Origin of the sequence: Salipiger sp. PrR002 (assembly GCF_010500775.1) — a bacterium.
In the GTDB taxonomy this organism is placed as follows: Bacteria; Pseudomonadota; Alphaproteobacteria; order Rhodobacterales; family Rhodobacteraceae; genus Salipiger.
Genome location: NZ_JAAGOU010000070.1, coordinates 1 through 5,242 on the forward strand (window position 1 = coordinate 1; position 5,242 = coordinate 5,242).

9 protein-coding genes are annotated in these 5,242 nt (G+C 61.1%); 6 read left to right on the forward strand and 3 right to left on the reverse strand.

From position 1 onward, the window contains the following. Window positions 1-248: 248 nt before the first annotated feature. Window positions 249-482 carry a DUF6429 family protein gene (locus tag G0A00_RS25935; protein ID WP_164185550.1) on the reverse strand — a complete coding sequence of 78 codons (234 nt, stop codon included), beginning with the start codon at window positions 480-482 and terminating at the stop codon, window positions 249-251. A 112-nt stretch (window positions 483-594) separates the two neighbouring features. On the opposite strand from G0A00_RS25935, the gene G0A00_RS25940 reads away from it, so the two are divergent. Further along, on the forward strand, window positions 595-936 hold the full coding sequence (locus G0A00_RS25940) for a type II toxin-antitoxin system RelE/ParE family toxin (protein ID WP_164185549.1): 342 nt from the start codon (window positions 595-597) through the stop codon (window positions 934-936). Further along, complete coding sequence (locus G0A00_RS25945) at window positions 933-1,220, forward strand: DNA-binding transcriptional regulator (RefSeq protein WP_164185548.1); 288 nt, start codon at window positions 933-935, stop codon at window positions 1,218-1,220. The genes G0A00_RS25940 and G0A00_RS25945 overlap by 4 nt, the downstream gene beginning before the upstream one ends. Window positions 1,221-1,474: 254 nt before the next feature. Here G0A00_RS25945 and G0A00_RS25950 read toward each other — a convergent pair whose 3' ends face one another. Next, complete coding sequence (locus G0A00_RS25950; protein WP_164185547.1) at window positions 1,475-1,669, reverse strand: hypothetical protein; 195 nt, start codon at window positions 1,667-1,669, stop codon at window positions 1,475-1,477. Window positions 1,670-1,781: 112 nt separating this feature from the next. On the opposite strand from G0A00_RS25950, the gene G0A00_RS25955 reads away from it, so the two are divergent. Both G0A00_RS25955 and G0A00_RS25960 read left to right on the forward strand, forming a co-directional pair. Beyond that, a complete protein-coding gene (locus G0A00_RS25955; protein ID WP_164185546.1) occupies window positions 1,782-2,564 on the forward strand; it encodes a hypothetical protein in 783 nt (260 codons plus the stop codon). A 250-nt stretch (window positions 2,565-2,814) separates the two neighbouring features. Continuing rightward, window positions 2,815-3,465, forward strand: a complete 651-nt coding sequence (locus tag G0A00_RS25960; RefSeq protein ID WP_164185545.1) for a PRC-barrel domain-containing protein — start codon at window positions 2,815-2,817, stop codon at window positions 3,463-3,465. 227 nt (window positions 3,466-3,692) lie between these two features. Here G0A00_RS25960 and G0A00_RS25965 read toward each other — a convergent pair whose 3' ends face one another. Continuing rightward, the gene (locus G0A00_RS25965; RefSeq protein ID WP_164185544.1) at window positions 3,693-3,902 is read right to left on the reverse strand and encodes a hypothetical protein; all 210 of its coding nucleotides are present in this window, start codon (window positions 3,900-3,902) and stop codon (window positions 3,693-3,695) included. Between G0A00_RS25965 and G0A00_RS25970 the strand changes: the two genes are divergently transcribed. Further along, entirely contained in the window at window positions 3,901-4,086 is a 186-nt protein-coding gene (locus G0A00_RS25970; protein WP_164185543.1) for a hypothetical protein, read from the forward strand. The two genes, G0A00_RS25965 and G0A00_RS25970, sit on opposite strands and share 2 nt — an antisense overlap. A 495-nt stretch (window positions 4,087-4,581) precedes the next feature. After that, the coding region (locus G0A00_RS25975; protein WP_368667753.1) for an ATP-dependent metallopeptidase FtsH/Yme1/Tma family protein at window positions 4,582-5,242 on the forward strand (661 nt) is incomplete at its 3' end.

The window sequence follows — 5,242 nt, forward strand, 5'->3', positions numbered from 1 at the left end:
ACCCGGACCTCTCCGAAGGTCGACGCTCCTACACCACGCGCGGGGGCACTATCCGATGGTGGCCTGCAACCTCGGTTGGCTGCCGAAACCGCTCGCAACCTGAGACGGAAAGGGGCTACTCGGACTGCCTCTTCGCGAACCTGGGTGCATCGAGCTCCAGCTCAAGAAAAATCGTTCCACTTAGCAGACTTTTTCAGCGGCCTGTTAGCTAAGCCCGCATCCTCGATGCAGTTCACTTCGCGCGCCAGCTAGCCGCCAGAGCGCGCGAACATTTTGCGAAACAGCGCTTCGGAAACCTTCAAGCCCTCGTCGGTGAGCATAATGGACTTGGCGCGCGTGGCGGGGTTGTGGATGAGCCCTTTTTCGTAAAGGCGATCCAGGGCCGCCCAATCCATTCCCTTCCACGCTCGGCGTTCGTCGTGCAGTGTCAACCAAAGTAGCGCGAGCACCGCGTCGTCGATCTTGTCGTCGTCTGCGTCCATGGATGAAGCTCCTTTGTCGGTTCAGAACCAGGCCGGGGGACTTGCAAAGGTCGGAGTTCGCGGGTACGCCGTTGACGTATATGTCAGTGACGCATATATATGGTAGCAGAAGATGACACGATTGCAGACAGTGGTCGAGCTTCCCGAGTTCCAGAAGCGCGCAAAGGCGATCATGTCGGACGAGGAGCGGGCGGCGGCGATCACCTTCATTGCCGCGAACCCAGAAGCAGGCGTGTCGCTTGGCGGCGGTCTGCGCAAGGTTCGTATCCCGCGGGAAGGCGGCGGCAAGAGCGGTGGGTTCAGGACGATCTACGTGTTCGGCGGCATTCATATGCCGATCTTCCTGATCACGGCGTTCGCCAAGAACGAGAAGGCCAACCTCTCGAAGTCGGAGCAGGCCGCGGCCGTAGAGATGAGCAAGGCGATCATCGCCAGGTACGGAGACGACAGATGAGCGCATTTGAATCTGTGACCAAGGGCCTCGAAGAGGCACTGGCCTTCGCAGAGGGCCAGCAGGCCGGCGCCAAGGTGCATGACGTCGCTGTCACCAGCGTTGACGTCGCCAAGGTCCGTCAAAAAACCGGGCTGTCGCAATCCGAATTTGCTAGGAGTATCGGTGTCGCAAAAGGTACCTTGCTGAACTGGGAACAGGGAAGACGCCACCCTACCGGGCCGGCGCAGGTGTTGCTGGCGCTCATCGCCAAGCAGCCCTCGGTCGTTCAGGATCTCCTGCGGTAGGTGAGCAGTCAGGAAAGGCACTGACGACCGTCGCCGGCATTGTCGCCGCCGCACCCTGATGATTGGCGCCACGGTGCTTCGATACCGTAGGGGTTGCCTGCATCGATGCGGGACCGCACTCTCGCTTCGATTGTCCGAAATATGTAGCAAATTTCGGACATGAAGGACGCTGGATCAGCTGTGGCCTTGCAGGGTTGGTTTCGGTCCAAATCAAAGCTTTTCGCGACATCCCAAGTAGTTGACGGGCACCATGGTCAAGTCTGCTCTACTTCCGGGTCCTCCTCAATGTGGAAGGCAGGGTCGGTCTCGAGGCGGAGTGTGCCGTAGTGGTCGCGTCTGAAGGTGCCCAGACTTGTCACGACATGGTTTTCGGCCCTTTCTGTTACCAGAATGTGAGCACCATGCCAGACATGCCCTTTCGGGCCGCAGACAATGACAAAATCACCCATTGGGCCGTGTCCTCAATCCACGAAAATCTGCAGGCTGCAAAGGGATTGCTTCACCGTCGCGGCTCCCATTCATCATGACGCTGGACTTCGCCAAAGTGATGGTGTGACAGTGATGGCGCCGCGGCAATTGGCTGGAGCCGTATCGGTGCCGCTGCTGCAGGCGGTCTCTCTATCATCCTTGCGCTGCACCGCATCAATTACACGAAAAATGTTTCTCAGGTACTTATTCGACATCCTCCGAAAGCCGCTTGCCTGGTTGCGAAGATATCCAGCTTCCATGGGTGCGGAAACTTCGGAGCTCGTTGTGACGGGCCGCCTTGCGGATGCGAACTCCGCTCAATTGCGCGCCTCTCACGCGCACCCGGACGCGGCCTCCGAACAGATCTCGGCGCAGGTGACTGAGTCTCTGGGCGAGGAAGGCGCCTCCCGAGTTGGTCTGGTCGTCGGCGACCTCGATCACGCCCATCCCAGAGCGGATTCGCCAAGTCAGGAGGCGTCCGGGGCCTCCTTTAATGCCCCCAAGTCGACGCCGCGGGCTTGGCGCCGGGATCTCGCCATCGTCGATGGCATGGATGTGATGTGCTGGGAGGGTGGGGCCGCAAATCTGGAGGCACTGCGCACCGTGATCGATATGCTGCAGGCGCGGCGGGTCACGCCGCATATCGTTTTGGCCCCTGCCGCCTGCCGGACGTCGTTGAGCGAAGAGGGTGATCTCCGCGCATTCCGTCAGCTTCTGGACCGTGACGTGAATATCGACATTTGCCCATTGGACAAGTCTGTCGCGGCGTGGGTGATCGAGCTGGCGGGCGATTTGGAGGCGCCGATCGTGTCGAACGATCCTTACCACGTTTGGCCAGACGCTCGCGATTCTCCACGGCTGAAGGCTATGCCGTAAAGTCGCGACCAACGTGCGCCTACCTATTCCACTTGCGGCCTGGGAGGGCCGCACCAGAGGGTTTAACCCCAAACCGATACCCTCAGTTCCACCGCGTCGATGCGTGCACCGCATTGCGCGCCGGATTGCCACTATGCGACCGACAGTTCGGCAAGAAATAGCGTCTTCGGTGCTAATGTGTACAAGCAGCAAGAAGCCAGCCGAACCATCTCCTGCAAAGACTTGTTGGTCTGCCAGGAGGACCAAGACCATGAAAAAGTATTTTTATATCACCGCTATCGCCCTTCCCATCGTGACAGGTTCGGCCTGGGCTCAGGAAACGACCATCCAGCCAACGGATCAAGCCCCTGTGGAACAAACTGAAGGCGAAACTCCGGACGCTGGGATGGCGGGGGACGCGCCCGCAGCCGGTGACATGGCGACAGAGTCCGCTCCGGTCGAAGGCATTGCCGCCGAAAGCTCAGACAGCGAAACAACGGTGGCGCCCTCGGACGCTGTGGTGCCGCAACAGGATAGCGCCGAGATGCTCGGCGATTGGTTGCTCAGCACGTCGGTGACCTCACCGGACGGGGTGACCATCGGCAGCATCAAGGATTTCATCATCACCGAGGACGGACAGATCACAGCCGTAATCCTGGGTGTCGGCGGCTTCCTTGGCATCGGCGAAAAGGACATCGCGGTCGACTATAGCCAGTTGGACATCCAGTACGACGGCAACGCCATTCAGCTCGCCATGACGCGAGAGGAAGCAGATGCCGCGCCTGAATACCAATACCGGGACAAGGAGACCCCGCCCCCAGCGACGGGTGACGCGATGGGTGCAACCGGAACCGACATGAACAGCGAGACCGGTATGACGGGTGACGAAGCCGGGACGATGGGTGCCGCGCCTACAGAATAACGCGGTTCGCGCGAGTCTGAGTTGCCGAACTTTGTCAGCGCCCGGCTGAAATCTCAGCCGGGCGCTTCGCCAATCTTCCACCGTTGGATCGGCCCGAGCCGGTAAGATGGCTGGATGTTCATGCGCATGATCTTCTTTTTCTGATGAGAGCACAGCCCCTTCGGATGGCTTCGACAGACCTTGCCGCATGATCCGCCCGAACGGCTCATCTCGACCGATCATGATTGCTATCCGGCTTCACCGGTCAACCAAGCCAGCGCATCGGATTGCGTTTTGAATTCGCGGGTTTCCTCGACCTTCGTACGCTTCCCGTCGAGCTCGGTGTATTCTTCTCCGCGATAGCGAAGCTCGGTACTGCCATCAGAGCCGGGCATTTCCTTTCGCCAGACTTCGCGGGCTCCTTGTGCTTCGAACAGTTCCCATTCCGGATTGGTCATGACGATGCTCCTGATGTCGAGGGCTTTCCACAACAACGCGCACCTCGCGGAAGCAGTTTCTGACGCGGCGGGTGACGGCGTGTTCGCGCCGGTGGTCGTCGCCTCGTTCTCGTTGAGCTCACGTCACCGCAGGCTCCACACTTCAAGTAATTCAGGTTCTCTTGCCAATTGCGCTTTTGATTGAGTTAAGTGGCCTGGGGCCCGCTCGCCACGCCGCGTTGCCCAGGGCTGTTCACGCCTTGATTGGTCTCTAGGCAGACCCCCATGAGTGAGGTGCCTCGGCGGGTGGCGTGAATGGCCTGCACCTGCTTCCAGATGCGCGCCCGCGCGTTTCGGGAATTTGAGGCGTGGACTGCTGCGGCTTGGAACAGCAAACCGTTACAGTTCCCAAGGCAGCCCGCAGGTAGTCTTCCTTCCCACGTTCAATGAGTTCCTGGAACACATCTTGATTGCCCGCAAATCTATGGTGACGGCGCGGCTGATGGTCCCAGGCCGCAATGGGCCTCGTCCATCCTGACGACCGTGCACGGCGAGGGAAAAAGCGCAGCGCAAGGCGTCGGTGAGTCTCCTGCCCGGATCGTGTATGATGACAGCGCCAACACGCGCGATCCGGCTTGACCCGGATCAACGCAGCGTGCCGCTCTACGCTGCAGGCTGTCAGGGTCGAGGAGGAACTCCAATGGCCGACAAGCAACCGCCACCGGACCGCACACCACCGCCGCCACCGCCCGAACAATGGCTGCGCGTCGCGATCATGCTCGTCGCGATCGTCATCACGCTTGCCTTGGTCTTGGACGAGGACACGCAGACCTCCACGGCGGAAACCAGATCCTACAGCGCGGTGAAGGAGATGATCGCCAGCGGTCAGGTCACCTCGGCGACGCTGGCCGACCATGCGATCACCGTGTCGGTGCCGGATGCCGCCGGGGGCACCACGCTCTACCGCGCGACCACCCCGGCGCAGAGCGATCCCTCGCTGCTGCCGCTGCTGGAGGAGCGCGAGGTTCCGATCTCCGCCGATCCGCCGAGCGACACGTCGATCTGGATGTTTCTGCTGCCGTGGATGCTGATCCTCGGCGTCTATTTCTGGCTGCAGCGGCGGATGATCGGGCAGATGGGTGGCGGCATGGGCGCGGGCGGCGCGGCGGGGCTGTTCAAGGGGCGGTTCTCGACCCCGGCAGAGACACGCACGCAGGTGACCTTCGCCGATGTCGCCGGGCAGGAGCAGGCCAAGCGAGAGGTGGCCGAGCTGGTCGACTTCCTGCGTGAGCCCGAACGCTACCAGAGCGTCGGCGCCGAGGTGCCGCACGGGGTGCTGCTGATGGGACCGCCGGGCACCG

Coding starts and splice junctions, on each gene's coding strand:
- G0A00_RS25945 (WP_164185548.1), top strand. CDS start 933: ATGAGCGCATTTGAATCTGTGACCAAGGGCCTCGAAGAGGCACTGGCC.
- G0A00_RS25940 (WP_164185549.1), top strand. CDS start 595: ATGACACGATTGCAGACAGTGGTCGAGCTTCCCGAGTTCCAGAAGCGC.
- G0A00_RS25965 (WP_164185544.1), bottom strand. CDS start 3,902: ATGACCAATCCGGAATGGGAACTGTTCGAAGCACAAGGAGCCCGCGAA.
- G0A00_RS25960 (WP_164185545.1), top strand. CDS start 2,815: ATGAAAAAGTATTTTTATATCACCGCTATCGCCCTTCCCATCGTGACA.
- G0A00_RS25950 (WP_164185547.1), bottom strand. CDS start 1,669: ATGGGTGATTTTGTCATTGTCTGCGGCCCGAAAGGGCATGTCTGGCAT.
- G0A00_RS25935 (WP_164185550.1), bottom strand. CDS start 482: ATGGACGCAGACGACGACAAGATCGACGACGCGGTGCTCGCGCTACTT.
- G0A00_RS25970 (WP_164185543.1), top strand. CDS start 3,901: ATGACGATGCTCCTGATGTCGAGGGCTTTCCACAACAACGCGCACCTC.
- G0A00_RS25955 (WP_164185546.1), top strand. CDS start 1,782: ATGGCGCCGCGGCAATTGGCTGGAGCCGTATCGGTGCCGCTGCTGCAG.